The organism is Pseudomonas graminis (assembly GCF_004364335.1).
Classification (GTDB): domain Bacteria; phylum Pseudomonadota; class Gammaproteobacteria; order Pseudomonadales; family Pseudomonadaceae; genus Aquipseudomonas; species Aquipseudomonas graminis_D.
In genome coordinates, this window is sequence record NZ_SOCR01000009.1 from 1 (window position 1) to 24,001 (window position 24,001).

The 24,001-nt window shown below is 62.5% G+C and carries 19 protein-coding genes; 12 read left to right on the plus strand and 7 right to left on the minus strand.

The window, feature by feature from the left end:
• Nucleotides 1–161 precede the first annotated feature (161 nt).
• The gene (locus EC919_RS17715; protein ID WP_133775718.1) at nucleotides 162–857 is read right to left on the minus strand and encodes a FadR/GntR family transcriptional regulator; all 696 of its coding nucleotides are present in this window, start codon (nucleotides 855–857) and stop codon (nucleotides 162–164) included.
• A gap of 365 nt (nucleotides 858–1,222) precedes the next feature.
• Between EC919_RS17715 and EC919_RS17720 the strand changes: the two genes are divergently transcribed.
• From EC919_RS17720 to pncA, 5 genes are all read left to right on the plus strand, one after another.
• Entirely contained in the window at nucleotides 1,223–2,572 is a 1,350-nt protein-coding gene (locus tag EC919_RS17720) for an MFS transporter (protein WP_133775719.1), read from the plus strand.
• A 74-nt stretch (nucleotides 2,573–2,646) separates the two neighbouring features.
• Entirely contained in the window at nucleotides 2,647–3,990 is a 1,344-nt protein-coding gene (gudD, locus tag EC919_RS17725; protein WP_133775720.1) for a glucarate dehydratase, read from the plus strand.
• Between the two features lie 181 nt (nucleotides 3,991–4,171).
• Nucleotides 4,172–4,825 (plus strand): DUF1345 domain-containing protein, encoded by a 654-nt coding sequence (locus tag EC919_RS17730; protein WP_133775721.1) that lies wholly within the window; start codon nucleotides 4,172–4,174, stop codon nucleotides 4,823–4,825.
• A gap of 967 nt (nucleotides 4,826–5,792) precedes the next feature.
• Nucleotides 5,793–6,758 carry a D-2-hydroxyacid dehydrogenase family protein gene (locus EC919_RS17735; RefSeq protein WP_133775722.1) on the plus strand — a complete coding sequence of 322 codons (966 nt, stop codon included), beginning with the start codon at nucleotides 5,793–5,795 and terminating at the stop codon, nucleotides 6,756–6,758.
• A gap of 64 nt (nucleotides 6,759–6,822) precedes the next feature.
• Entirely contained in the window at nucleotides 6,823–7,473 is a 651-nt protein-coding gene (gene pncA, locus EC919_RS17740; protein WP_133775723.1) for a bifunctional nicotinamidase/pyrazinamidase, read from the plus strand.
• A gap of 234 nt (nucleotides 7,474–7,707) precedes the next feature.
• On the opposite strand, the gene EC919_RS17745 is transcribed toward pncA, so the two are convergent.
• Nucleotides 7,708–8,193 carry a GNAT family N-acetyltransferase gene (locus EC919_RS17745; RefSeq protein WP_133775724.1) on the minus strand — a complete coding sequence of 162 codons (486 nt, stop codon included), beginning with the start codon at nucleotides 8,191–8,193 and terminating at the stop codon, nucleotides 7,708–7,710.
• Between the two features lie 187 nt (nucleotides 8,194–8,380).
• Here EC919_RS17745 and EC919_RS17750 point away from each other — a divergent pair, with 187 nt between their 5' ends.
• The 3 genes from EC919_RS17750 to EC919_RS17760 all read left to right on the plus strand — a co-directional run bounded on the left by EC919_RS17750 (nucleotide 8,381) and on the right by EC919_RS17760 (nucleotide 11,632).
• On the plus strand, nucleotides 8,381–9,304 hold the full coding sequence (locus EC919_RS17750) for a formate/nitrite transporter family protein (protein ID WP_133775725.1): 924 nt from the start codon (nucleotides 8,381–8,383) through the stop codon (nucleotides 9,302–9,304).
• A 275-nt stretch (nucleotides 9,305–9,579) separates the two neighbouring features.
• Nucleotides 9,580–10,263, plus strand: a complete 684-nt coding sequence (locus tag EC919_RS17755) for a response regulator transcription factor (protein WP_133775726.1) — start codon at nucleotides 9,580–9,582, stop codon at nucleotides 10,261–10,263.
• On the plus strand, nucleotides 10,241–11,632 hold the full coding sequence (locus tag EC919_RS17760; protein ID WP_133775727.1) for a sensor histidine kinase: 1,392 nt from the start codon (nucleotides 10,241–10,243) through the stop codon (nucleotides 11,630–11,632). The genes EC919_RS17755 and EC919_RS17760 overlap by 23 nt, the downstream gene beginning before the upstream one ends.
• Before the next feature lie 75 nt (nucleotides 11,633–11,707).
• Here EC919_RS17760 and EC919_RS27195 read toward each other — a convergent pair whose 3' ends face one another.
• The 3 genes from EC919_RS27195 to EC919_RS17770 all read right to left on the minus strand — a co-directional run bounded on the left by EC919_RS27195 (nucleotide 11,708) and on the right by EC919_RS17770 (nucleotide 13,374).
• Complete coding sequence (locus tag EC919_RS27195) at nucleotides 11,708–11,866, minus strand: hypothetical protein (RefSeq protein ID WP_166650578.1); 159 nt, start codon at nucleotides 11,864–11,866, stop codon at nucleotides 11,708–11,710.
• Nucleotides 11,863–12,588 (minus strand): zeta toxin family protein, encoded by a 726-nt coding sequence (locus EC919_RS17765; protein ID WP_133775728.1) that lies wholly within the window; start codon nucleotides 12,586–12,588, stop codon nucleotides 11,863–11,865. Before EC919_RS17765 ends, EC919_RS27195 begins: the two co-directional genes overlap by 4 nt.
• A gap of 375 nt (nucleotides 12,589–12,963) precedes the next feature.
• Nucleotides 12,964–13,374 carry a hypothetical protein gene (locus tag EC919_RS17770; RefSeq protein ID WP_133775729.1) on the minus strand — a complete coding sequence of 137 codons (411 nt, stop codon included), beginning with the start codon at nucleotides 13,372–13,374 and terminating at the stop codon, nucleotides 12,964–12,966.
• Nucleotides 13,375–13,580: 206 nt separating this feature from the next.
• On the opposite strand from EC919_RS17770, the gene EC919_RS17775 reads away from it, so the two are divergent.
• From EC919_RS17775 to EC919_RS17785, 3 genes are read left to right on the plus strand one after another with little or no spacing between them, the layout of a single operon-like run.
• Nucleotides 13,581–16,811: an efflux RND transporter permease subunit gene (locus EC919_RS17775; RefSeq protein ID WP_133775730.1), complete on the plus strand. Its 3,231-nt coding sequence runs from the start codon at nucleotides 13,581–13,583 to the stop codon at nucleotides 16,809–16,811.
• Entirely contained in the window at nucleotides 16,801–17,967 is a 1,167-nt protein-coding gene (locus EC919_RS17780) for an efflux RND transporter periplasmic adaptor subunit (RefSeq protein WP_133775731.1), read from the plus strand. The genes EC919_RS17775 and EC919_RS17780 overlap by 11 nt, the downstream gene beginning before the upstream one ends.
• On the plus strand, nucleotides 17,951–19,360 hold the full coding sequence (locus tag EC919_RS17785) for an efflux transporter outer membrane subunit (RefSeq protein ID WP_133775732.1): 1,410 nt from the start codon (nucleotides 17,951–17,953) through the stop codon (nucleotides 19,358–19,360). Before EC919_RS17780 ends, EC919_RS17785 begins: the two co-directional genes overlap by 17 nt.
• Before the next feature lie 689 nt (nucleotides 19,361–20,049).
• Here the strand turns inward: EC919_RS17785 and katG are convergent.
• Entirely contained in the window at nucleotides 20,050–22,320 is a 2,271-nt protein-coding gene (katG, locus tag EC919_RS17790; RefSeq protein ID WP_133775733.1) for a catalase/peroxidase HPI, read from the minus strand.
• Between the two features lie 268 nt (nucleotides 22,321–22,588).
• Between katG and EC919_RS17795 the strand changes: the two genes are divergently transcribed.
• Nucleotides 22,589–23,050: an Hsp20 family protein gene (locus tag EC919_RS17795; RefSeq protein WP_133775734.1), complete on the plus strand. Its 462-nt coding sequence runs from the start codon at nucleotides 22,589–22,591 to the stop codon at nucleotides 23,048–23,050.
• Nucleotides 23,051–23,093: 43 nt separating this feature from the next.
• Here the strand turns inward: EC919_RS17795 and EC919_RS17800 are convergent, their stop codons facing one another.
• Nucleotides 23,094–23,948, minus strand: coding sequence for an amidohydrolase family protein (locus EC919_RS17800; protein ID WP_133775735.1), 855 nt, complete (start codon nucleotides 23,946–23,948; stop codon nucleotides 23,094–23,096).
• Between the last annotated feature and the right edge of the window lie 53 nt (nucleotides 23,949–24,001).

Consider the following 24,001-nt stretch of genomic DNA (forward strand, 5'->3'; position numbering starts at 1 on the left):
CCCTGGATGTACGCCATAAGAAAATGCCCCGCATCTTTCGATGCGGGGCATTTTCTTAGATCTGAGGCAGGTTGGCTAGGTTTTCACACAGTCTGAGTAGGACCGGCTTCAGCCGGGAAGAGGCCGGTGTGAACGGCACACATTTCGAGCGATTAAGACCTTCACTCAACCGGCGCCAGCCTTTCTCGGCTGTTGCTCAAATGCGTCCACATCGCAGCGCGGGCGGCGTCGGGGTCTTGGCGGCGGATGGCGGCGAGGATGGCTTCGTGTTCAAGGTTGGCCAGATACGCACTGTGGGTGAGGCTCGCCCCGGCCCGTTCGCTGGTGGCGATGCGGCTGCGGGGGATGACGGCAATGCCGAGGTTCTGCAGGATCTCCACGAAATAAGGATTGCCGGTGGCCTCGGCGATCAGCAGATGAAAGCGCCGATCCGCTTCGACGCAGCTGTCCTCTTTGGCCAACAGGTCCTGATAATCATCCAGCGCGGCGCGCATCGCCGTCAGCTGGGCCTGACTCCGGCGTTGCGCGGCCAGGGCGACGGCCTGGGTTTCCAGACCCATGCGCAGTTCGATGATGTGCCGCACACTGAACGCCGTTTCCACCTTCAGATGCAGCCCGCTCTGCTCCGAACGCGCCAGCACGTAAGTGCCTTTGCCCTGATGGGTCTCGACCAGCCCGGATGCCTGCAGTTTTGAAATTGCCTCGCGCACCACCGTGCGGCTCACGCCATGCTCGCGGACGATCTCGCTTTCCGACGGCAATTTCGTACCCGGCGCAATGGTGCCCATGAGAATCCGCTGACTCAGGTCGGTGACCAGGTCCGTCGCCAGGCTGTGCTGGCGTCGCTTGGGGCGCATGGGTCCGGTTCTATCCAAAAAAAAGTCATCCTATAAGTACTGAACGGAATGGCGGCCGCCATGCCGTGCTGTCCACTTGTATTTTCCTGACGGTACACGTGCAAAGCACGTATCAGTTCAGCTGCCTAACCCTCACCAGGAACCGGCCAGGACCCCAGAAAACAGGGCCACGCAGCCGCCCTCGGCAACTCATTCAACTTGTCAGACAGGCGAGCCTAGCCCGACGAAATACTTCCCGCAACCCCCGTAAAGACGGTTGCCATGGCGATCATTACTTGTATGATGACTGGCAACAGGGCTACACACCTTGTCACACACAACGTGCTTAACCACCCGCATAAAAATAATCAGTGGGAGTTACCAGAGTGAACACATCCTCATCACGGGCAGATGACGCCAGCGATTCCGTCCTGCAATCGGCGGTCTCGAAAGTCAAACGACACATCCTGCCGCTCTTCGTCATCATGTTCATCGTCAACTACATCGACCGGGTCAACATCGGCTTCGTGCGTAGTCACATGGAACATGACCTGGGTATCGGCGCGGCCGCTTACGGCTTCGGTGCCGGCCTGTTCTTCATCGCGTATGCGATGTTCGAAGTCCCCTCCAACATCCTTTTGCAGAAAGTCGGCGCGCGCATCTGGCTGACCCGGATCATGCTGACCTGGGGCATCGTCGCCGCCTGCATGGCCTTCATTCAGACCGAAACCCACTTCTACATTCTGCGCTTCTTGCTGGGCGTGGCCGAAGCCGGGTTCTTCCCGGGCGTGATCTACTACTTCACCCGCTGGCTGCCTGGCGTCGAGCGCGGCAAGGCCATCGCCATCTTCCTCAGCGGCTCGGCGTTTGCGTCGCTGATTTCCGGCCCGCTCTCCGGCCTGCTGCTGCAGATCGACGCGCTGGGCTTCCACGGCTGGCAGTGGATGTATTTCATCGAAGGCATGTTTTCCGTCGGGCTGTGCTTCTTCGTCTGGTTCTGGCTTGACTCCAAACCCCACGATGCCAAATGGCTGACCGAGGCCGAGAAAGACGCGCTGGTCAACACCATCGACGCCGAACAGAAGGCCCGCGAGGCGGCCAACCCGGTCAAGCTGTCCATCGGCAAGCTGCTCAAAGACCCGCAGATCATCCTGTTCTGCCTGATGTATTTCTTCATCCAGCTGACGATCTACGCGGCGACGTTCTGGCTGCCAAGCATCATCAAGAAGATGGGCGACCTCACCGACTTCCAGGTCGGCCTTTTCAACTCGATCCCGTGGTTCATCGCCATCGTCTGCATGTACGGTTTTGCCTCGCTGTCGGCCAAGTGGAAACACCAGCAGGCGTGGGTTGCCGTGGCCTTGTTGATCGCGGCGGCAGGGATGTTCATGTCCACCACCGGCGGTCCGGTGTTCGCCTTCGTGGCGATCTGTTTCGCGGCGATGGGGTTCAAGTCGGCATCTTCACTGTTCTGGCCGATCCCCCAGGGTTATCTGGATGCGCGGATCGCCGCCGGCGTCATCGCGCTGATCAACTCGGTGGGCAACCTCGGCGGCTTCGTCGCGCCGACCACCTTCGGCATCCTCGAACAGCAGACCGGTTCGATTCAGGGCGGCCTGTACGGTTTGACCGCGACCTCGATCATCGCCGCGATTCTGGTGTTCACCGTGCGCACCACACCCAAGCCCGGCGCGGTGCCGATCGCCAAGGTTGACGTGACGCCCAGTCACACCTGATCCGCACAGTTTCAGCCCTGAGCCTTTTCAAGACAGCGCGCTCGGCGCGCCAGGCATTACCAAGGATTTTAGCCATGAACACACAGACTTCCGGCAGCACCCCCGTCATCACCGACATGCAGGTCATTCCGGTGGCCGGCCACGACGACATGCTGCTCAACCTCAGCGGCGCCCACGGTCCGTATTTCACCCGCAACATCGTCATCCTCAAGGACAACGCCGGCCACACCGGCGTGGGTGAAATCCCCGGCGGCGAGAAAATCCGCCAGACCCTTGAAGACGCCCGGACCCTGGTGGTCGGCAGCAGCATCGGCAACTACCAGAAGATCCTCAACGACGTGCGCCGCACCTTCGCCGAGCGCGATGCCGGCGGTCGCGGCCTGCAGACCTTCGACTTGCGCATCACCATTCATGCGGTCACCGGCATCGAAGCCGCCGTGCTGGATCTGCTCGGTCAGCACCTGGAAGTGCCGGTCGCGGCGCTGCTTGGCGAAGGCCAGCAGCGTGACGAAGTGAAGATGCTCGGCTACCTGTTTTATGTCGGTGACCAGACGAAGACCAACCTGCCCTATCGCACCGAAGCCGATGCGGACAACGCGTGGTTTCGCGTCCGTCACGAAGAAGCACTGACCCCGCAAGCGGTGGTGCGTCTGGCCGAAGCGGCTTACGCGCACTACGGTTTTGAAGACTTCAAGCTCAAGGGCGGCGTGCTCAGCGGCGATGCGGAAATCGAAGCGGTGACGGCACTGGCCGAGCGCTTCCCGAAAGCGCGCATTACCCTCGACCCGAACGGCGCCTGGTCACTGAAAGAAGCGGTGCGTCTGTGCCGCGATCAGCACAAGGTACTGGCCTATGCCGAAGACCCCTGTGGCGCCGAAAACGGTTACTCGGGCCGCGAAGTCATGGCTGAATTCCGTCGCGCCACCGGGCTGCGCACCGCCACTAACATGATTGCCACCGACTGGCGCGAAATGGGTCATGCCATCCAGCTTCAATCAGTGGACATCCCCCTGGCCGACCCGCACTTCTGGACCATGCAGGGTTCGGTCCGTGTCGCGCAGATGTGCCACGAATGGGGCCTGACCTGGGGCTCGCACTCCAACAACCACTTCGATATTTCCCTGGCGATGTTCACCCACGCGGCCGCCGCTGCGCCGGGCAACATCACCGCCATCGACACCCACTGGATCTGGCAGGACGGCCAGCGGCTGACCAAGGCACCGCTGCAGATCATCGGCGGCAGCGTGCAGGTGCCGAAAAAACCTGGGCTGGGTGTCGAGATCGACATGGATCAGGTGGCCAAGGCTCACGAACTGTACAAAGGGATGGGGCTGGGCGCGCGGGATGACAGCGTCGCGATGCAGTTCCTGGTGCCGAACTGGACGTTCAACAACAAGCAGCCGTGTCTGGTGCGCTGATCCACTGATGTGAACCGGTCGGCCCGTCGTTGAAACCACGGCGGCACAGGCCGGTTAAACAGGTTCACCTAAACTGCCAAATGGCGACCGGCGCGTAACCCCTTGCGCGCCGTTTTTCTTCATCATCTGTTCTAGCGGCCACGTGCTAATGTTCGCGCATCTCACTGCCGTGAAGTCCTCCATGTCCCGCCTTGCCAAGACCCACCCTCGCCTGACCATTGCCACCCTCATCGGCGTCGCCGCCGGTATCGCCAGCGCGTTTGTCGCCCCGGACATTTCAGTGATCAGCAAATGCCTGATCGGCTGGAACGTCGCCGGCTGGCTGTACATGGCGATGATCATGCGCCGCACCTTCAAATCGAGCGCGGATGACGTGCGCCGGGTCGCGGAAATCGAGGACGAGAACGCTGGCGTTGTGCTGTTCGTCGTGTGTGTGGCGGCCATTGCCAGCCTGGCGGCGATCATCCTGGAACTGGCCGGCATCCAGGACATGAAGGACGCCGACAAGGCGCTGCATTACGCCTTCACCGGCTTTACCATCCTTGGCTCATGGCTGCTGATCGGCGTGGTCTTCAGCCTGCATTACGCGCGGGTGTTCTACACCTGGCGCGGCGACAAGCCGGCGCTGCGCTTTGCCGATGGCGAGGAAAACCCTGACTACTGGGACTTTCTGTACTTCTCCTTCACCCTGAGCGTCGCCGTGCAGACCTCCGATGTCGGCGTCGCCACCCGCGGACTGCGCAAAGTGGTACTGGCGCAGTCGCTGATCGGGTTTGTGTTCAACACCTCGATTCTGGGGTTCTCGATCAACATCGCGGCGGGGTTGTTTAACTGACGTTCTTGCAGGGCCGGATGGCTGGCGGACCCATCGTGACATCCGACATTTTCGCCGCTGACCCGACGCGTTCGCCAGCAAGCCGGCTCCTACGGACCGAGTTGGATCGGTCAATTGTGCAAAGCCTTCGCGGGCAAGCGCGCTCCTGCACCGGTTTGCGGTGGGTGATGCATCGTGGTCAGACGCAGAACCGTAGGAGCCGGCTTGCTGGCGAACGCGGTGGTTCAGAGCCGGAAGTGTCGACTGACGAAACTGGTTCGCCAGCAAGCTGGCTCCTACGGACCGAGTTGGATCGATCAATTGTGCAAAGCATTCGCGGGCGAGCGCGCTCCTGCACCGGTTTTCGGTGGGTGATGCATCGTGGTCAGACGCAGAACCGTAGGAGCCGGCGTGCTGGCGAACGCGGTGGTTCAGAGCCGGAAGTGCCGACTGACGAAACCGGTTCGCCAGCGAGCCGGCTCCTACGGATCGAGTTGGATCGGTCAATTGTGCAAAGCATTCGCGGGAAAGCGCGCTCCTGCACCGGTTTGCGGTGGGTGATGCATCGTGGTCAGACGCAGAACCGTAGGAGCCGGCTTGCTGGCGAACGCGGTGGTTCAGAGCCGGAAGTGTCGACTGACGAAACCGGTTCGCCAGCGAGCCGGCTCCTACGGATCGAGTTGGATCGGTCAATTGTGCAAAGCCTTCGCGGGCAAGCGCGCGCCTACACCGGTTTGCGGTGGGTGATGCATCGTGGTCAGACGCAGAACCGTAGGAGCCGGCTTGCTGGCGAACGCGGTGGTTCAGAGCCGGAAGTGCCGACTGACGAAACCGGTTCGCCAGCAAGCCGGCTCCTACGGATCGCGTTGGAGCGGTCGACTTCGCAAAGACGCGTTTTCAGAGTGGGGCCGGGGTTCCAGAGTGAACCGCTCAGGCGTACTGTGAGCGCCACAAAATCCAACATCGCTGCTGAACGAGGCCTCGCTCAATGACCCAGGATTCCGGGCTGAAGATTGCCGTACTCGACGACTGGCAATCGGTCGCCGAACACGTTGTGGACTGGACCGTTTTGCAACCGATCGGCGAGGTCAGTTTTCTCCATGACTACCCGGCGGATACAGACGCCATGGTCGCCCGCCTCAAAGATTTCCAGATCCTCTGCGTGATGCGCGAACGCACGATTTTCGATGACGCCCTGCTCACTCAGCTACCCAACCTGAAACTGCTGGTCACCGGCGGCATGCGCAATGCGGCGCTGGACCTCAAGGCCGCCTCGCGCCTGGGCATCACCGTGGTCGGCACCGACAGCTACAAGTACGCGGCGCCTGAACTAACCTGGGCGCTGATCATGGGCGTCACCCGCAACCTGGTGGAGGAAGCCAATTCCCTGCGCGCGGGCGACTGGCAGATCGGCCTCGGCAGCGACCTGTACGGCAAGACCCTGGGCATCGTCGGGCTGGGCAGCATCGGCCAGAAGATCGCCCGCTACGGCAAGGCCTTCGACATGAAGGTGATTGCCTGGAGCGAGAACCTCACCGCTGAACGCGCGGCCGAGCATGGCGTGACGTACGTCAGCAAACAGGAACTGTTCGAGCAAGCGGACGTGGTCTCGGTGAACCTGGTGCTCAGCGAGCGCAGCCGCGGGCTGGTGGACGCCGAATCGCTGAAGCGCATGAAGCCGACCGCGTATCTGGTGAACACCGCGCGCGGGCCGATCGTCGACGAGGACGCGCTGATCAAGGTGCTCACCCAGAAGAAAATCGCTGGCGCTGCGCTGGACGTCTACAGCGTCGAGCCGCTACCGGTCGATCACCCGTTCCGCACGCTGCCCAATGTCCTGGCCACACCCCACGTGGGCTACGTGACCGAGAACAACTACCGGATGTTCTTCAACCAGATGATTGAAGACATTCAGACCTGGCACGCCGGCGCGCCGATTCGCGTGTTGGCCTGACCACGATTCGTACCCATTGCCTCAAGACTCAGGTTCACGACTCACTGCATCAAGGACTCCGATGATGACCACGCCCCTTTCCCGCTTGCCCTCCGACCCCCGCGCCGCGTTGCTGGTGATCGACATGCAATACGACTTCATGCCCGGCGGCGCGCTGGCCGTGGCCGGAGGCGATGCGCTGGTGCCGTTGATCAACCGCCTCGGCGCGCAGTTTCGCAACGTGGTCATGGCCCAGGATTGGCACCCGCGCGGGCATGTCTCGTTTGCGTCGAGCCACGCCGGGCGCGCGCCATTTGACAGCATCACCCTGCCCTACGGCGCGCAGACCCTGTGGCCCGATCACTGCGTGCAAGGCAGCCACGGTGCCCAGTTACATGCCGATCTGGACATCACCCATGCACAGTTGATCCTGCGCAAGGGCTGCAACGCCGGCATTGACAGCTATTCGGCGTTCGTCGAAGCCGACCGCATGACGCGCACCGGGCTGGCCGGCTATCTGAGCGAGCGTGGCATCGACAGCGTGTTCGTGGTCGGCCTGGCCCTGGATTTCTGCGTGGCCTGGACCGCGCTGGACGCTCGGGCGGCGGGGTTCAATACCTGGGTGATCGCCGATGCGTGCAAGGCCATCGACCTGAACGGCTCGCTGGACCAGGCCTGGAAAGAGATGGCCCTGGCGGGGGTCAGCAGGATCGACAGTGCAGACCTCATTGACTGAACACAAAGCCCCACTGTAGGAGCGTGGCTTGTCCCGCGATCATGTCAGACCCGTCACCGCCCAAGTGACTGACTCACCGCTAATCTCTGTGGGAGCCGGCTTGCTGGCGAATTGCGGTGTGCCAGCCGCCCTCTTCGTATCTGTCCGGACGCGTTCGCCAGCAAGCCGGCTCCTACAGTTGCTCGTTGCGATACCGACCCTCGACATTCGACGCTGGGCCACCCGTAAAACGCCTCACCCCTCCCCCAACGCAAAGCGCTTCAACCCTTCCCCCTCCATCCGGTAGCGCACCCACTCGTCCTGGGGCTCGGCGCCGATGGATTTGTAGAAATCGATCGCCGGCTGGTTCCAGTCCAGCACGCTCCATTCCAGACGTCCGCAGCCGCTGTCGTGGGCGATCTTGGCCAGATGGCGCAACAGCTTCTTGCCGGCGCCGACGCCCCGTTGCGCGGCGGACACGTACAAATCCTCGAGGTACAGGCCCTTGCGGCCCAGCCAGGTGGAGTAGCTCAGGAAGTACACGGCAAAACCGATGGGCTGGTCGTCCAGCAGGCAGATCAGCGCCTTGGCCGGCGTGGCCTCGTCGAACAGGCTGCGCTCGATGTCGGCGACACTGGCCTTGACCTCGTGCTCGGCTTTCTCGTAGATCGCAAGCTCGGTGATGAAGCCCAGAATGACGGCGGCGTCGGCACGGGTGGCGTCGCGGATGTGAAGGGTCAAAAGAGGTTCTCCCAGGTCAGTGAAAAGGCTGCCGCCGTTGGCGAACGACGGGTAACGGATTGTGTCTCAAGCAGCAGCGCCGCGCAGCAAGCATGTATAAGCGACCGCCGCCTCCCGAGCGCTCGTCTACCGAGCATTCACCCGAAGAACACGCTTAGACGTGCATTGACCTATCCAAAGGATCGCCATGGAACACGAACCAGACGGCAAGACCCCCGGCCTCACGGCGGAAGAAGAACGCGACATCGACGAAAACCAGCCGCCCCGCGCCGCCGTCCTTCACGAAACGATCCGCATGCAGGGCGATCAGGAGCTGGAGCGTAACGTCGCCGCCCTGTTCTGGTCCGCCCTCGCGGCCGGGCTGACCATGGGCCTGTCATTGATGGCGATGGGTTTGCTGAACTCGCGGCTGCCCGATGCCGAAGGTTTCAAAGTCATCGCCAGCCTCGGCTACAGCGCGGGCTTTCTGGCGGTGATCCTCGCGCGCCAGCAATTGTTCACCGAAAACACCCTGACCGCCGTGCTGCCGGTGATGAGCAAGCCGACGCTGAACAATGTCGTGCGTCTGTTGCGGCTGTGGACCGTGGTGCTGGTGGGCAACCTGTGCGGCACGTTGCTGGTGGCCTACGTCATGCTGCACCTGCCGATCTTCGACACCAAGACCGATCAGGCCTTCCTCGAAATCGGCCGCAAGGTGATGGAGAACGACACCTGGCAAATGTTCTCCAAAGGCATCATTTCCGGCTGGATGATCGCCACCATGGTGTGGATGATCCCGTCCATGGAAAGCGCGAAGATCGGCATCATCGTGATGATCACCTACTTGATGGCACTGGGGGATTTCACCCACATCGTGGTTGGCTCGGCCGAGGTCTCTTATCTGGTGTTCGCCGGCGAGCTGCCGTGGAAGGACTTCTGGATGATCTTCGCCGGCCCGACACTGGCGGGCAACATCATCGGCGGCAGCTTCATCTTCGCGTTGATCAGCCATGCGCAGATCCGCAGCGAAGGCGAGACGCCGGACAAGAAAGGCAAGAAGAAAGCGTTGGACGAAAAGCTGAAGCAAGAGCTGGGTCAGTCCAAGGCTGAGTCCGATCGCAAAGGCGTTTGAAGCACCTGTAGGAGTGAGCAGCGTGGCGCTCCACCTTGCTCGCGATGGCGTACAGCCTGACAGGCAAGAGTCGCCTGACAGCACGCGTTCGCGGGCAAGCGCGCTCCTACATCGATCGGCGACAGGTTCAGAGATCGGCGGCGTGACCTTCCCCGCGCGAGCCCCGCTAGCACCAAACAGGGCCTCATGCCCTTCTTAAATTATTTTTAAGAAATCCCGACTACGTTTAAAGGCAAAATGCAGCCTTCTGTCCTCTCACGTGGCCCTGACCTCTCATGACGCGAATTCTGACAATCGAAGACGATGCCGTCACCGCGAAGGAAATCGTTGCCGAACTGAGCAGCCACGGCCTGCAGGTGGACTGGGTCGACAACGGTCGCGAGGGCCTGGTCCGCGCGGTCAGCGGCGATTACGACCTGATCACCCTCGACCGCATGCTGCCGGAAGTCGACGGGCTGGCGATTGTCACCACCATGCGCGCCCTGGGCATTGCCACGCCGATCCTGATGATCAGCGCGCTGTCGGACGTCGATGAGCGTGTGCGCGGGTTGCGTGCCGGTGGGGACGATTACCTGTCCAAGCCCTTCGCTTCCGATGAAATGGCCGCCCGGGTGGAAGTCCTGCTGCGCCGCAGCCATCCGGGGACCCAGGCCGAGACCATACTCAAGGTCGCCGACCTCGAACTCAATCTGATCACCCGTGAAGCCAGCCGCGCCGGGCAGCCGCTGAACCTGCTGCCGACCGAATACAAGCTGCTGGAATTCCTGATGCGCAACAGCGGGCAGATCATCACCCGCATGATGATTTTCGAAGAGGTCTGGGGCTACCACTTCGACCCCGGCACTAACCTGATCGACGTGCACATCGGTCGCTTGCGCAAGAAAATCGATCCCCCTACCCTGACGCCGCTGATACGTACCGTTCGAGGCTCAGGTTATGTCATTGCCGAACCCGTCTAAGGGCTGGCGCTCCTCCAGCAGCCGGCTGCTGGCGCTGTACAGTTTTTTGTTTGTGGCCTGGAGCAGCATCCTCATGGGGGTGCTGTACTGGGAAGTCACCAGTTACCTCAACACCCTTGCCCGCCACTCGTTGATGCAGCGCCAGCAGTTGTTCTCGCGCTTTGAAGGCGCGCAGCTGGATGACGCGCTGCGCACCAGCGACAAATTCGACATGCGTTCGGTCGACGCCTACGGGCTCTTCGACAAAGACATAAATCCCATCAGCGGCCCGATCCAGAGTATTCCCGACGGCCTGAAGCTGACCGGGGAAATCCAGGAGCTGGACACCTGCATCGATTCCGACGACCCCGACCTGCCCAGCTCGGGCTGCGATGCCGTGGCGATTCATACGCTGGATGACCGCTGGCTGATTCTGGTGCGTGACAACGGTTCGCTGTTCGCCGTGACCACGTTGATTCTGCGCGCGCTGCTGTGGGGCATTTCGCTGACGATCATTCCGGGCATCGCCGGCTGGCACTTGCTGGGACGCCGGCCACTGCAACGCATCCGGGCGATCCAGGCCAGCGCCGAAGCCATCGTCACCGGCGACCTGGCCCGTCGCCTGCCGGTGTCGGACCGCCGCGACGAGCTGGACATGCTCGCCGACATCGTCAACGCCATGCTCGACCGCATCGAGCGCCTGATGAACGAGGTCAAGGGCGTCTGCGACAACATCGCCCACGACCTGCGCACCCCGCTGACCCGGCTGCGCGCGCAGCTTTATCGAATTCAACAGCAGTCGCCGGAAGACTCGGCGCTGGGCGAACAGATGGCCCAGGTGATCGCCGACGCCGACACGCTGATGGCGCGCTTCCGCGGACTGCTGCGGATTTCCGAACTGGAAGACCACCAGCGGCGTTCGGCCTTTGGCCAGCTCGATGCGCAGCCGCTGTTGCAAGAGCTGCACGATTTCTACCTGCCGCTGGCCGAAGAAGGCCGCGTTTCGTTGCAGTTGAAAGTCGCCGAGCACCTGCCGCCGCTGGTGGGTGATCGGGCGCTGCTGTTCGAAGCGCTGTCGAATCTGCTGAGCAACTCGATCAAATTCACCCCGCCGGGCGGACAGGTCCTGCTCATCGCCCGCGCCGAAGGTGACACCACCTTCATCGAAGTCCAGGACACCGGCCCCGGCATCCCCGACGCCGAACGCGAGGCCGTGTTCAAGCGCTTCTACCGCAGCGAAAACGGCAATCAGCAAAGCGGCTTCGGCCTGGGATTGTCCATCGTCGCCGCGATCGTCAACCTGCACGGCTTCAAACTGCGCATCGGCAGCAGCCCGTCGGGGGGCGCAAGTCTGGTGCTGGAGTGTCGGCGGGTATTGGCGTTGGGGTGAAGGAGGGTTTTGAGCTGCAAGCTGCAAGCAAGGACGACAAAGCCGCCCAAGGGCGGCTTTGTTTATCGAGGGACGTTACATTTTCCGGGCTTGTTCGATGATCTTCTCCTGCCGCGCCCAGGCTTTCTCCATGACCTCCAGGTAAACCCGCTCCTTCTCCTCGAAAGTGGCGTTGCGGACGAAGTCGGAAAGCGTCCTTTTCAGTTTTGGTAAAGGCTTGTCAGACGAATTCATTTCAATCCCTCGTGTGCTTTCAGCATCCTTAGTAGTGACGCTGGATCGTAGTTTTCAGGAATGTGGTCGTCAACACGCTCAACGTTTTCCTGATACAACCGAGTCCCGCCCTTGTCTTTTTTCAGAAGTACATCAACGGTTACCGCATGACCGAACTCGCTCTTGAGGCGGTTTACTGCATCCCTGGCGCTGAAGTACTGCCTGACGAATTCACTCAACGGGATGTTGCGACCCTCGACCTGCTCTCTGGCCGTGACAAATTTCCAGGCCAGAGCAGGGTCCTGATAAACGTAGATGATGAGCACAAATCTTCCGCGCCCGAGGGACCTGCGAATATTTCGCGCAACAATATCGAAATTCGCTGATGTCCCATCCAGGAGGAATGACTGCTTCTGCTTCAGTGCCTGGTCGTGAATTTTATCGACCAGCACTGAAACGGCATGCTGAAAAAGGTAGGCATTTCCCCCGGTATAAGAGGGAATTTCTGCCCTCAGGAGATCTGGGTCAATCCGTACGGTAGAAGACTCGAATCTGTTCATGAATTCGATGGATGTCTCCGTCTTTCCTGCGCCCGGCGATCCCGCCATGAAGATTGAGACGGGACAGTCATCGGGCGCATAAAGCGCAGGATCCGTCAGCCTCCTCGCAATCTCCTTCCGGTTCGCCTTGGCAAACACCACCGCCTCATCTGAGATCCGTCGATCATCCACAGCCACATCCATCCTTTTATGAAGTCACGACAATCCAGCGTCGCGCAGTATTGGCGAGGGTTTGGACTGCGCCTATCCGACGTCACAAAACGAAACAGGATGCGCTGGTGAGCATTCACAACGCTGTATCTGCGAAGGAGATGTCTGGGCGAACAAAGGTTATCGGTAACGCCACGCGTCTGTAGGAGCCGGCTTGCTGGCGAACCGGATTTACCCGCCGCCATCAACGTGACTGACACGCTGCGTGCGCCAGCAAGCCGGCCGGCTCCTACGGAGATGGCGGTAGGTTCATTAAATGGAGCTGACCGCTTCGCAGGCAAGCGCGCTCCTGCAGTGGAGCCCAGGCAGATAACCGATGAGGCCCCGTTCAATAAAACAGGCGTCCCATCACCCCGGCATGCACGTGAAGTCCACGCTATGCCCCAGCGCCTTCCCCTGCGCGTCTTCCAGTTTCACCCGGTATTCCTCGCCCAGACTGGATTCCACCAGTTTGTAACGGCCGCCTGCCTGGAACTGGCTGTATTGGATGCCGGTCTCGCAGTTCATTTCGCCGTTGTCGCCGCTGCGCTCAACGATCAAGTTGACGTCGAGGGTGTGGGCGCCGGGTTTGACTTCGAAGAAGCGCCCGTCATTCAGGCGCTTGCCATCCAGATCCTCGGCCATCAGCACGTCGGCGGGCTGTTCCTGCAAGCTGATCCACGCCTCGCCCGGGTCGGCTTTGGGCATGGGGCCGGCGCAGGCGGACAGCACCGCAACCAGGCTGAACATCGGAACCAGCAATAACGATTTGGCTTTCATGACGCGACCTCGGCAGTTGAAAAAATCCCTGATGTGCAGGGTGGAATTTCGAGGTGCGCAGGGTGCGTGGGCCGTGGATGAACAACAAATGAATCCAGCATGAAAGCCACCTGCTCATCGCACTAACGATTTGTTCATCTGGCTGAAAGCCGCGTGTTAGGTACGTCCCCCAAGACTGCGCCCATTCGAAACGGGAGGTTGGCAGCATGCTCGGGCTGGTCAGGACTGCATTGCTTAAGCCGTACACGTTTATCGTGTTGGCGATTTTCATCTGTATTGTCGGGCCGATGGCGGCCCTGAAAACGCCCACCGATGTGTTTCCGGACATCGGCATTCCGGTGGTCGCGGTGGTCTGGCAATACGCCGGGCTTTCGCCGGATGCCATGGCCGGTCGGGTGATCTACACCTACGAGCGCTCGCTGAGCACGACGGTCAACGACATCGAACACATCGAGTCGCAGTCGTTGCCGGGCATGGGCATCGTCAAAATCTTCTTTCAGCCGGGCGTGGATATCCGCACCGCCAACGCGCAGGTGACGGCGGTTTCGCAGACCGTGCTCAAGCAGATGCCGGCGGGCATCACCCCGCCGCTGATCCTCAACTACAGCGCCTCGACCGTGCCGATTCTGCAGATGGCCTTTTCCAGCCCGACGCTGTCGGAAGCGAAGATTCGCGATCTGGTGCAGAACAGCGTGCGCCTGCCCCTCAGCGCCGTGCCGGGGCTGGCGATGCCGACGCCCATGGGCGGCAAGCAACGGCAGATCACCCTGGACCTCGACCCCCAGGCGCTGGCCGCCAAAGGCCTGTCCGCGCAAGACGTCGGCAACGCGTTGGCCGCCGGCAACCAGATCATCCCGGTGGGCACGGCGAAGATGGGCCGCGACGAATACACCGTGCTGCTCAATAACAGCCCGAAGGCCATCGACGAACTCAACGACCTGCCGATCAAGACCGTCGACGGCGCGCTGATCACCATCGGCCAAGTGGCCCATGTGCGCGACGGCTCGCCACCGCAGACCAATATCGTGCGCGTCGATGGCCGCCGCGCCGTGCTCATGCCGGCGCTGAAGAACGGCAATATCTCCACCCTGTCCATCGTCGACAACATCCGCAACATGCTGCCGCTGATCAACGAGACCCTGCCGCCGGCGCTGAAAACTTCGCTGCTGGGCGACGCCTCGGTGTTCGTCAAAGCGTCGGTGGGGAGTGTCGCCCGCGAAGGCATCATCGCCGCCTTGCTGACCAGCGTGATGATCCTGCTCTTTCTCGGCAGCTGGCGCTCGACACTGATCATCGCCGCATCCATTCCCCTGGCCGTGCTCTCGGCCATCGCGCTGCTTTCCGTGACCGGACAAACCCTGAACGTCATGACCCTCGGCGGCCTCGCTTTGGCCGTGGGGATATTGGTCGACGACGCGACGGTGACCATCGAGAACATCAACTGGCACCTGGAACAGGGCAAGGCGGTGAAGGACGCGATCATGGACGGCGCGCGGCAGATCGTCGGCCCCGCCTTCGTATCGCTGCTGTGCATCTGCATCGTCTTCGTGCCGATGTTCATGCTGCAAGGGATCGCCGGATTCCTCTTCCGGCCCATGGCGCTGGCGGTGATCTTCGCCATGGCCAGCTCGTTTCTGCTGTCGCGCACCCTGGTGCCGACCCTGGCGATGTTTCTGCTCAAACCCCACGTGCTGGAAACCGGACCCGGGCACCACCCGGAAGACCCGTTCATCAATCACCACGAAGGCGATCAGCATGGCCGTCAGCGCAACCTGATCCTGCGCGGCGCGTTGAAGTTTCAGCAGGGTTTCGAGGCACGTTTCTCAACGATTCGCGACACCTACCACGGCCTGCTGGGCTTGGCTCTGGAGCGGCGCAAGGCGTTTCTGGTGGGCTTTCTCGCCTGCGTACTCGCCAGTTTTGCGCTACTGCCGAGCCTGGGCGAAGACTTCTTCCCGGCCACCGACGCCGGCGCGCTGTCGATGCATGTGCGCTTGCCACTGGGCACGCGCATCGAAGAAAGTGCGGCGGCCTTCGACCGCATCGAGCAGCGCATCCGCGAGATCATTCCGGCGGATGAACTGGACACGGTGATCGACAACATCGGCATCCCCCTGAGCGGCATCGACATGGCCTACAGCAGCAGCGGCACCATCGGACCGCAGGATGGCGACATTCAGGTCACCCTCAAGGCCGACCACGCGCCGACGGCCGATTACGTCAAACGCCTGCGCGAGGCCCTGCCGCAAAGCTTCCCCGGCAGCCAGTTCGCCTTCATGCCCGCCGACATCAGCAGCCAGATCCTCAACTTCGGCGCACCCGCGCCGCTGGACCTGAAAATCTCCGGCCCCAGCGGCGACGCCAACCGCGCCTACGCCCTGGAACTGCAGCGACGTTTGCAGCATGTGCCGGGCATCGCCGATCTGCGCATTCAGCAATCCACCGGCTACCCGTCGTTGCAGGTGAACGTTGATCGGCTGCGGGCCAAGCAACTGGGGATCACCGAAAAAGACGTAACCACCAGCCTTGGCGCGTCCCTGGCCGGCACGTCTCAGGTGGCGCCGACGTACTGGCTGAACCCGAAAAACGGCGTGTCTTATTCGGTGGTCGCGGCGACACCGCAGTACCGTCTTGACAGCCTGCCGAGCCTCGAAGCGCTGCCGATTACTGGCAGCAACGGGCAGTCGCAGATCCTCGGCGGGCTGGCGACGATCAGCCGCGTCGACAGCCCGGCGGTGGTCACCCACTACAACATTCAGCCGACCCTGGACCTGTTCGCCAACGTGCAGGGCCGCGACCTCGGCGGCGTGGCGGCAGACATTCAGAAGGTCATCGACGACACCGCGCAGCTGCGGCCCAAAGGCGCGACGGTCAGCCTGCACGGCCAGATTGACGCCCTGCACGAAGCCTTCAGCGGCCTGAGCCTGGGGCTGCTGGGTGCCGTGGTGCTGATCTACCTGTTGATCGTGGTCAACTTTCAATCGTGGATCGACCCGTTCGTGATCATCACCGCCCTGCCTGCCGCACTGGCCGGCATCGTCTGGATGCTGTTTCTCAGCGGGACGTCGCTGTCAGTGCCCGCGCTGACCGGCGCGATCCTGTGCATGGGCGTGGCCACGGCCAACTCGATTCTGGTGGTGAGCTTCTGCCGCGAGCGCCTGGCCGAACACGGCGATGCCCTGCTCGCCGCGATGGAGGCCGGCTACACGCGCTTCCGCCCGGTGTGCATGACCGCGCTGGCGATGATCATCGGCATGCTGCCGCTGGCGATGTCCCAGGAACAGAACGCGCCGCTGGGACGGGCGGTGATCGGCGGCCTGATCCTCGCCACCACTGCCACCCTGCTGTTCGTGCCGGTGGTGTTCAGCCTCGTCCACCGCCACTCAAAACCTTTGCCTGCGAATGCCATCGATGGAGAAACACCCCATGTCGTCTGAACACGCCCCTTCGCGCAAACGCCTGATGTTGCTCGGCATCGGCGGCCTGACCCTGGCGGCGCTGCTGGTCGCCAATGGCCTGGCCGCGCGCACCCGCGAGGAACACGCGGTCGACGCCTGGACTGAACGCCAGGCGATGCCCGTCGTCACGGTCGTCGTGCCGACCCAGAATGCACAGGGCGACACCTTGCGCCTGCCCGCGCGCCTCGAGGCCTGGAGCAATGCGGCGATCAACGCGCGGGTCAGCGGTTATCTGAAAGACTGGGACGCCGACATCGGCAGCCACGTGCAAGCCGGTCAGGTACTGGCCCACATCGACAGTCCCGAGCTTGATCAGCAATTGGCCCAGGCCCGGGCGCGTCTGGCTCAGCAACGGGCCAGCGCGCGCATCGCCCAGACCACCGCCGCACGCTGGCAGCACTTGCTGACCACCCACTCGGTGTCGCAACAGGAAGTGGATGAAAAGACCTCGACCGCGATCGCCGCCAACGCCGACGTGCAAGCGGCAGACGCCGACTATCAACGGATCAAAGCGCTGGAGGCGTACAAGACCATCCGCGCGCCATTCAGCGGCACGGTCACCGCGCGCAACACCGACATCGGTCAGTTGATCAAGGCGGACGATGGCGGCGCACGCCCGCTGTTCAGCCTCGCCGACACCCATCGCTTGCGGTTGTACGTGCCGATCCCGCAGAACTACGCCAGCGTGGTCCGCCCCGGCATGCAGGTTCAGTTAAGCGTGCCCGAGCAGCCGGGACAGACCTATACGGCCACGTTGCTGGGGGATTCCACGGCGGTGGATCCGCGTTCCGGCACGCTGCTGGCGCAATTCATCGCCGACAACCCGGACGGCGCGCTGATGCCCGGAGACTACGCCGACGCCACCTTGCCGGTGAGCAACGCCAGCGGTGGCCTGAGCATTCCAGCGAGCGCGCTGATCTTCCGCGCCAAAGGCACCCAGGTCGCCACCCTCGATGGCGCCGGCCATGTGCACCTGCGCGACATCCACATCGCGATGGATCTGGGCGATCGGCTGATCATCGATCAAGGCCTCAAACCGGCCGATCACGTCATCGATAACCCGCCCGACGCCCTGCGCGAGAACGATGCCGTGCAACGGGCGGACGCCGGAGGTGAACATGCGCACAAGGCTTGAAGCGCTGGCGCTGGCCATGGCCGTGACGCTGCAAGGCTGTTCGTTCGCACCGGTTTATCAGGCGCCGCCGGTTCAACTGCCCGCGCATTTCGCCGAGGACGCCGGCCCCTGGCACCCGGCGCAGCCTGCCGATACGGTGCAAGCCCAATGGTGGGAGGCGTTCGAGGACGCGCAACTCAATGATCTGCAGCAACGGCTGCTCAGCGCCAGCCCGGATTTGACCGCGGCGCTGGCCCACTACGACGCCGCGCTGGCCTATGCGAGTCAGTTGCACGCGGGGCTGATGCCCGAGGTCAACGCCAGCCTGAGCCCGGTTCGCCAGCGGCAGTCGGATCGCCGGCCACTGCGCGGCAGTACGCAGCCCTCGATCTACAGCAGTGACACGGCCGGTTTCAGCCTGAATTTCGATCCGGACCTGTGGGGCAAAATCCGCAACCAAGTGGCGGCCGGTGACGCCCAGGCCCAAGCCTCGGCGGACGATCTGGCCGTCGCGCGCCTGAGCCTGCAGCGCCAGGTGGCGACGCTCTATGTGCAGGTGCGCGGGCTGGACGCGCAGAGCCGCATCCTGCAAACCTCGCTGGAGGATTACACCCAGGCCCTGCAACTGACCCGCGATCGCTACGAGGGCAAGATCGCCTCGGCCCTTGACCTGACCCGCGCGCAAAGCCAGCTCGCCGAGGCCCGGGCGCAACTGGATGACGTCAACGCCCAGCGCGACCTCAGTGAACATGCCATCGCCGAACTGGTGGGCGCGATGCCGGGTGACGTCCATCTGGCCCATAACGCGCAACCACTGAAACTCCCCGACATCCCCCACGCCTTGCCCGGCAGCTTGTTGCAGCAACGACCCGACGTCGCTGCGGCAGAGCGTCGGGTGTTCGCCGCCAATGCCAACATCGGCGTGGCGAAAGCCGCGTGGTACCCGGACTTCAGCCTGACCGGCCTGGTCGGCGGGCAAACCCAGGGCAGCGGCAATCTGCTGGCGGCCGCCAATCGTTACTGGGCGCTGGGGCCGCTGGTCAATCTGCCGATCTTCGACGGCGGCCGCCGCAGCGCGATCGAACGGCAGGCCAGGGCCGAGTTTGAAGAGGCCGCCGCGCAGTACCACAGCCAGGTGCTCCAGGCCGTGCGTGAGGTGGAAGACAATCTGGGACAACTGCGCGATCTGCGGCGTGAATCTGCGGACCAGCATGCCGCCGTCGACGCCGCGCAAAGCGCCGAACAGATGGCAACGAGCAGCTACCAGGCTGGCGCAGTGAGTTACCTGGACGTGGTGACCGCGCAAACGGCGGCGCTTCAGGCACAACGGCGGTTGCAGGTGGTCGAGACCAATCGGTTGCAGGCCAGCGTCGGGCTGATGGCGGCGTTGGGTGGGGGGTGGAGAAACGAGTGAAGTGGGCGGCGAACCGCCGGCGGTGTAGCAGCGCGCTTGCCCGCGAATCGCGGTGTGTCAGGTGAAGACGATGCTGAAGCCACCGACGTCTTCGCGGGCAAGCGCGCTCCTACAGTGGATCGCGGCAGCGGGCATGATCTTCAGCAAACACAGAACCTGTAGGAGCCGGCTTGCTGGCGAACCGGTTTCGTCAGTCGACACTTCCGGTTCTGACCCACCGCGTTCGCCAGCAAGCCGGCTCCTACAGTGGATCTCGGCAGCGCCTGACATCAGTGGAGAACGCAAAGTAGCGGCCACACCAGATCGGGTCTTCAGCAAGCCAGCCGCAATGTGAACCTGTGGCCATCGGGATGCCGCGTCGAACCGCAGGCAGTGTAGGAGCGCGCTTGCCCGCGAAGGCGTCGGAACGTTCAACAGTGTATTCGCCCGACACACCGCAATTCGCGGGCAAGCGCGCTCCTACAGTGGATTGCGGCAGCGGGCATGATCTTCAGCAAAAACAGGACCTGTAGGAGCCGGCTTGCTGGCGAACCGGATTTGCCCGCCGCCATCAACGTGACTGACCCACCGCGTTCGCCAGCAAGCCGTTTCCTACAGTGATCCTGGCAGCGCCCAAATCGGCGCAAAAAACAACGCCTCCACAAGGGAGGCGTTGGGTATTACAGATTGAGGGCTATGAAGCACGCACCTCAGGCAAGATCAAAGCGGTCCAGCTCCATCACTTTGGTCCACGCGGCGACGAAGTCCTGGACGAACTTCTCCTGCCCGTCCGCACTGGCGTACACCTCGGCCACAGCCCGCAACTGGGCGTGTGAACTGAACACCAGGTCGACCCGGGTGCCGGTCCATTTGACGGCGCCGGTATTGCGGTCGCGAGCTTCGAACAGCTGGTCGCCGCCCGACACGCCTTTCCACTCGACACCCATGTCCAACAGATTTTTGAAGAAGTCGTTGCTCAGCGTGCCCGGCTTCTCGGTCAGGACGCCGTGCTGGCTGTGGTCGGCATTGATGTCCAGCACGCGCAAGCCGCCAATCAGGACGGTCATCTGCGGCGCCGTCAGGTTCAGCAACTGCGCCTTGTCGACCAGCAGTTTCTCCGCCGAGACGCGGTAGCGGCCCTTGAGGTAGTTACGGAAACCATCGGCGATGGGCTCCAGAAAACCAAAGGACTCAACGTCGGTCTGCTCTTGCGAAGCATCCGCGCGCCCAGGCGTGAATGGGACGGTGACGTGGTGGCCGGCATTTTTCGCCGCCTGTTCGATCCCCGCGCTGCCGCCGAGAACGATCAAGTCAGCCAGCGAGATCTGCTTGCCGCCCGACTGGGCGCCGTTAAATTCACCGCGGACACGCTCCAGGGTTTGTAGCACGCCAGCCAGTTGTGCCGGGTGGTTCACCGCCCAGTCTTTCTGCGGGGCCAGACGCAGACGACCGCCGTTGGCACCGCCGCGCTTGTCGGAGCCACGGAAGGTGGACGCCGCAGCCCAGGCAGTACCGACCAATTGCGAAACCGACAGCCCGGACTCAAGGATTTTTTCCTTAAGCGCAGCGACGTCGCTGGCGTCCACCAGCGGGTGGTTGACCTCGGGAATCGGGTCCTGCCAGAGCAGTTCTTCAGCGGGCATTTCCGGGCCGAGGTAACGGGCCAGCGGCCCCATGTCACGGTGGGTCAGCTTGAACCAGGCGCGGGCAAAGGCATCGGCCAGCTGGTCAGGGTTTTCCAGGAAGCGACGGGAGACCTGCTCGTACGCAGGGTCCACGCGCAGCGCCAGGTCGGACGTCAGCATGCGCGGTTCCTGGCGCTTGGCCGGGTCATGGGCATGGGGGATTTTGCCCGCGCCTTCGCCGTTCTTCGGCCTCCACTGATGGGCGCCTGCCGGGCTCTTGGTCAGTTCCCATTCGAAGCCAAACAGGTTTTCCAGATATTCGTTGCTCCACCGGGTCGGGGTCGAGGTCCAGGTCACCTCAAGGCCGCTGGTGATGGCATCGCCGGCCTTACCGGAGCCAAAGCTGTTGCGCCAGCCCAGGCCCTGCTCTTCAAGGCCGGCTGCTTCCGGTTCAGGACCGACGTTGTCAGCGGGTCCCGCGCCGTGGGTCTTGCCGAAGGCGTGGCCGCCAGCGATCAGGGCGACGGTTTCCTCATCGTTCATGGCCATGCGGCCAAATGTCTCGCGGATGTCCCGCGCCGAGGCCGCAGGGTCTGGCACGCCTTCCGGACCTTCCGGGTTTACATAGATCAAGCCCATCTGCACAGCGGCCAGCGGATTTTCGAGGTTGCGCTCGCCGTTGGCGGTGCGGGTCTGTTCTTCGCTGTGGTGCTCCGGCTCGGCAACCAGTGTGCCCTCGCCCGGCTGCTGCATGTCCTTGTGCGCGCCGTAGCGGTCTTCACCGCCCAGCCAGGTGGTTTCAGCGCCCCAGTACACGGCCTCGTCCGGCTCCCATACATCGGCGCGTCCGCCCGAGAAGCCAAAGGTTTTGAAGCCCATGGATTCCAGCGCAACGTTGCCGGTGAGCACGATCAGGTCGGCCCAGGAAATCTTGCTGCCGTACTTTTGCTTCACCGGCCAGATCAGCCGGCGTGCCTTGTCGAGGTTGACGTTGTCCGGCCAGCTGTTGAGCGGCGCGAAACGCTGTTGCCCGGCCCCGGCACCGCCACGGCCATCCGCGGTGCGGTAGGTCCCCGCGCTGTGCCAGGCCATGCGAATGAACAGCGGACCGTAGTGACCGAAGTCGGCCGGCCACCAGTCCTGGGATTGCGTCATGACCTCGAGCAGGTCGCGTTTGACGGCGGCAATGTCGAGGCTCTTGAATGCTTTGGCGTAGTCGAAGCCCTCGCCCATCGGATCAGTCAATGGCGAGTGCTGGTGCAGGATCTTGACGTTCAGCTGGTTCGGCCACCAGTCACGGTTTGTGGTTCCGCCCCCGGCTGCGTGGTTGATCGGGCATTTCGATTCGGTCGACATGGTCTACTCACCTTCTTGTTTGCTTGTTACTTTCGGCCATCAACGAGACAGACAGCCCAGGCTAGCACTCGCACAAGACTAGCCGACTCAGGCCAGTCGTCTAATAGGCAAATGTTTGGGCGACGATAGAGTGGTTCTGTTGGCGGAGTATTTAACGGAAGTGCTTGTATTTTCTGGCGCTTGAGCTCAACTCTAACGACAGCATCAAGTGCAGAGCCGGCGTCGACCGGCGTCTTGATCACCGTGGCAATCTCCAGGAGATTCAGGCATGGCCACCACCGCTTCACTGGCCCCGCTGTTCCGGCAATCAGTGGGCTTTGATCGCTTCAACGATTTTTTTGAATCTGCCCTTCACAGCGAGATAAACGCCAGCGGCCCCCCTCACAACGTCGAACGATACGGCACTGACCATTACCGAATCGTGATCGCCACGGCCGGGCTTGCCGCCGCCGACCTCGACCTGACCCTGGAAAAAAACGTGCTGACCGTTTGCGGGGGTGAGGCGCACACCGATGGCGGCGTGACGTACCTGCATCAGGGCATCGCCCACGGCCCGTTCCGCCTGGTCTTTCATCTGGCCGACCACATCGAGGTGCAGGGCGCGACCTTCAAGAATGGTTTGCTGATCGTCTTCCTGCTGCGGGTTGAACCCCAAGGGGCCAAAGCGAGACGGATCAGCATTCACAGCCCCGGGGACGATCCTGACCGGCCACACATCAGCCGGCCATGATCGACGCAGTGAAACACTCGCCTTCAGCCGGATCAGGCCTTGATCAGGTGGCGATCAGCGGGAAATCAAACAGCACCCGGGGCGCCTCGATCAGCAGGGACCGCATCAATTGCGCGGTGCAGCCCAGCGTCTGCAATTGCTCGATCACCGAGCCGTAGCTCACCGCATTTTCATGCTGGGTGTGGGGCCAGTCGCTGCCCCAGACCAGCCGCTGCTGGCCGAACGTATCCACCAGCACCGGCAGCGCGACACGGGCGAAATCGAGGTTCTCTTGGGCGCGGCCTTCCAGACGGTAAATGCCCGACACCTTCATCCACAGCTGCCCGCTGCGGCCCAGCTCCAGCATCTGCTGAAAGCCCGGCTGATCGAGGCCCAGGCGGGCGTCAGGTCGACCGAAATGATCGATCACGATCTTGATCCCGAATGGCATCAGCCCGGCCAGCAGCATCGGCATATCGGCGACCTGGCGGTGCACTTCTACGTGCCAGTCGAACGCGGCGATGTGCCCGAAAAACACCTGCCACTGCGGTTCGGAAAAGTCCGGCAGCGCCCTTCCCATCAGATTCAAACGCACGCCGACGACGCCCAGCCGGTTCATCTCTTCCAGCGCGGCACGGCTGATATCGCGCTCGACCACCACCACACCGCGCAGTTGATCCGGCGCCTGCTGAAGGGCGTCGAGCAAGTAGCGGTTATCGGTGCCGAGAAAGCTCGGCTGCACCAGCACGCCGTGGCTCAGGCCATGCTGATGAAGTTGATGTTGGTACATCGCCAGGGTGGCGTCGTAGTCGGGTGAATAGCGTCGTGCCGATGTCAGGTCCAGCTCCCTGCTGAAGACGTGTGCGTGACCGTCGATGCCAAGGATCGACGCAGGAGAGGCGGATAAAAGGTCGGACATGGATCTCATCTGTCAAAAGATGCGCGACGCAACGGGCGCCGCGCGAAAGGAAA